Annotated in this window: 3 protein-coding genes and 2 pseudogenes; 3 read left to right on the forward strand and 2 right to left on the reverse strand. The window is 68.9% G+C overall.

Translation table 11 applies throughout. From position 1 onward, the window contains the following. A pseudogene (locus tag ACZ7NC_RS45035) lies at window positions 1-225 on the forward strand (hypothetical protein); the annotation flags it as partial. Continuing rightward, window positions 206-1,081 (forward strand): GAF and ANTAR domain-containing protein, encoded by an 876-nt coding sequence (locus ACZ7NC_RS45040; protein WP_471498111.1) that lies wholly within the window; start codon window positions 206-208, stop codon window positions 1,079-1,081. The pseudogene ACZ7NC_RS45035 and the gene ACZ7NC_RS45040, both read left to right, overlap by 20 nt. Window positions 1,082-1,190: 109 nt before the next feature. On the opposite strand, the gene ACZ7NC_RS45045 is transcribed toward ACZ7NC_RS45040, so the two are convergent. Further along, complete coding sequence (locus tag ACZ7NC_RS45045; protein ID WP_471498114.1) at window positions 1,191-1,643, reverse strand: hypothetical protein; 453 nt, start codon at window positions 1,641-1,643, stop codon at window positions 1,191-1,193. Between the two features lie 186 nt (window positions 1,644-1,829). Then, a pseudogene (locus ACZ7NC_RS45050) lies at window positions 1,830-2,153 on the reverse strand (transposase); the annotation flags it as partial. Between the two features lie 37 nt (window positions 2,154-2,190). Between ACZ7NC_RS45050 and ACZ7NC_RS45055 the strand changes: the two are divergent. Continuing rightward, a protein-coding gene (locus ACZ7NC_RS45055; RefSeq protein ID WP_471498118.1) for an IS5 family transposase occupies window positions 2,191-3,032 on the forward strand; the annotation gives its coding sequence in 2 pieces (ribosomal slippage) (window positions 2,191-2,530 and window positions 2,530-3,032; 843 coding nt annotated over the 2 pieces). This gene is flagged as partial in the annotation.

Here is a 3,032-nt window from a genome sequence, read left to right on the forward strand (position 1 = left end):
CTGCGGCCTGTTGTGCAGCGGTGCCTTCAGACTCGTAGGCGTTCGGGCCCGGTCGCGGTGGAGGCGCTGAGCCGTATCGGCCGGTCCATCACCTGCGACGTGCTCTTCTCCCCGTTCGACGGCCACAACGGCGGCGTCGTCCTGATGATGGAAGAAAGCCGAAGCGACGAACCGCCTCATGACCCCGAGGCGTACGCTGCGCTGCATGGACCGGCAGGGGGATGACATGGACCGGCAGGAGGGCGAGCCGAGTCTCGGTCTGGCAGCTGTGGCACAGGGTCGGGCTGCGCGGGCCCGTGAACGCGCGGACCGGGCCGAGGCAATCGCCGAGAGGCACGAGATCCTGGCAAGGCAAGACGGAATTGAGTTCCACGCCCAGATCGCCCAAATGCACCGACGAACAGCCGCATGCCACCGGGCTACGGCCCGGCTCCAGGAAGACTTCGCCCGCCGTGCGGCGCAATGGGACCAGAACCATGGCACCAGGCCGCGGTTCATGACCGGGGTCGCCGAGGCATGCGGCACGAACAGCGCAGCAGTCACGCTGGTCGATGCCGGCCAGAACCAGCTCGCGGTCGCCGTGTCCGACGAACAGTCCCGGGCCGCCCAGGAACTGGAGTTCGTGCTAGGCGCCGGACCGACACGTGACGCGGCGTCGGCACACCGTCCCCTCCATGTTTCCGGGCAGGCAATGGAGGCACGCTGGCCCGGCTACGGGACCGGCCTTGCATCATTGGGCATCGCCTCGGTGGCCGCCCTACCGCTCCCGTCACAGGACAGCTGCATGGGCGTGCTGACGGTCTTCGATCCACATCCGGCACCCACGATGCCTGCCGACTTCACCGAGGTTGCCGCCGCCCTCGCCACCATCGTGCTCCGTGGCCCGGACGCCGACGCCGGCATCTACGGCGAAATCGACATCCGTCCAACCGTTCTGCAGGCCACCGGCATGCTTTCCGCGCAGCTCGGCCGCCCCGTCGCCGACGCGCTGGCACTCATCAAAGCCCGGGCATTCACCGAAGGCATATCGATCGAGACCATCGCGCGGCAGATCGTGCACGGAGACCTGAACCTCAGCTGAAGAGGGTTCTGGAGGGTGAGGCCCGGCCGGCCGCTCCCCCTGTCCGGCCGGGCCTCGCGGTCTCCGGCCGCTGCCGCGTGGGGTCAGGCGGTGGTCGGAGTGGCTGTGGTCAGGGCCTTGGCCATGGGGTGCGGTAGGCGAGGCGGAGGTGTCCGTCCGGGGTCCAGTGCAGGTTCATTTCGTGGTCCTTGCTGTCGTCCGGCAAGGCAGGGCCGTTTGCAGCAGTTGGCCGACGAGAAGGGCGGACAGCCAGATCCGTGCTCTGGTGGCCGGCTGCTCGGTGTAGTCGGTGACCGTCAGGGTGATAGTCGGAGTGGATCTGCAGGCGGTAGCGGGGCCGTTCGCTGTGCCTGACCAGGTAGTAAGCAGCGACGGTGGCCGCGTCCCCCATGTGGTGGGCCAACGGGCCGGGGGCGCCGACCGCGGCCAGCAGGCTCCGGGCCGACCTGCCCATGAGGATGCGGGTGCGCTGGGCCCGTTTGATCTCCACCGTGAAGGACAGCCGGAGCAGCGGGGTCCGCGGCGTACCCCGGGTGCGGGTGTGGTGGGCGGTGCTCGGCATGGCTGGCCTGCCTCGCGTGGCGTGAGGTGGGGCGGCCGCAGCGGGCGGGGCCAGTACAAACGCCCTCCGCAGCCGCATGTGTACAGCATCGGCCGGGTCCGGGGCGCACCAGGAAACTACGGGGCGGGGCACGGTGCGCCTAGGGCGTCCTCGGCCATTTCTGAGGTCTTCTCTTCGGGGTGACGGTCATGGTGGAGCGAGGGTCAGTCCGGTCTCGGCGATGAAGCCGTCGAGCAGGTGGGGCCGGTACTGCATTTTCTTCAGCCGGGTCCGGGTGTGTGCGGCGAGCTGGTCGGTGGTGCACGCGGCCAGGTTGCCCAGGCTGTTCTTGAGGTTCGCCCACACGCCTTCGGCCGGGTTGAGGTCCGGGGCGTACGAGGGCAGCTGGAAGACCGTCAGCCAGGCCGCCCGGCGGGCGAGCAGTTCACGCATCACGGTGTCCTTGTGCTGGGTGGAGTTGTCCCACACCAGGACGATCTTCGAGCCGAGCTGCTGGTGAGCGGCGTCTAGGCCGTCTCCTTCGGATCATCTGATCGTTGGTTGATGTGTGTCGTTGACTGATGCCCAGTGGGCACGTATCGAGCCGTTGCTGCCGGACCGGGCGCCGAGGCGGGGTGGACGATGGCGGGATCACCGGCAGGTGATCGACGCGATCGCGTTCAAGTACCGGACCGGCACGCCGTGGATGGACCTTCCCGAGCACTTCGGGTCGTGGAAGGGCGCCCACAACCGGCTGCGGATGTGGGCCGTCGACGGCACCTGGGAGAAGGTCTTCAACGCTCTGCTCGCCCAGGCCGACGCTGAGGGGGACCTCGACTGGGTCGTCGCGGTCGACTCCACCATCGTCCGTGCCCACCAGCACGCCGCCGGGGCCCGTCAAAAGGGGTTCCAGTCGGCGAGCCGCACGACCATGCCCTCGGGCGGTCCCGCGGCGGACTGACCACGAAGATCCACCTGGCCGCCGACAGTCGCTGCAGGCCACTCGCCTTCGTCATCACCCCTGGCCAGGCCGGTGACGCACCCGCGTTCCCACAGGTCATGGTTCGCTTACGAGTCCCGCGGCCGGTCGGCAGACCGAAGGCGACTCCGGACATGGTCCTGGCCGACAAGGCGTACTCGTCCCGCGCGATCCGTTCTCACCTGCGCCGGCGCGGGATTCGGGCGGTGATCCCGCAGCCCGCCGACCAGGCCGCCAACCGCAGACGTCTCGGCAGCCGCGGTGGCAGGCCACCGGCGTTCGACCGCGAGGCATACAAGCAACGGAACACCGTCGAGCGGTGCATCAGCAAGCTCGAACAGTGGCGCGGCCTGGCCACTCGCTACGACAAGACCGCCACCATCTACCTCGCCGGACTGCACCTCGCCGCCATCTTCATTTGGTCAGCGAGG

The organism is Streptomyces sp. NPDC111802, from assembly GCF_055634335.1.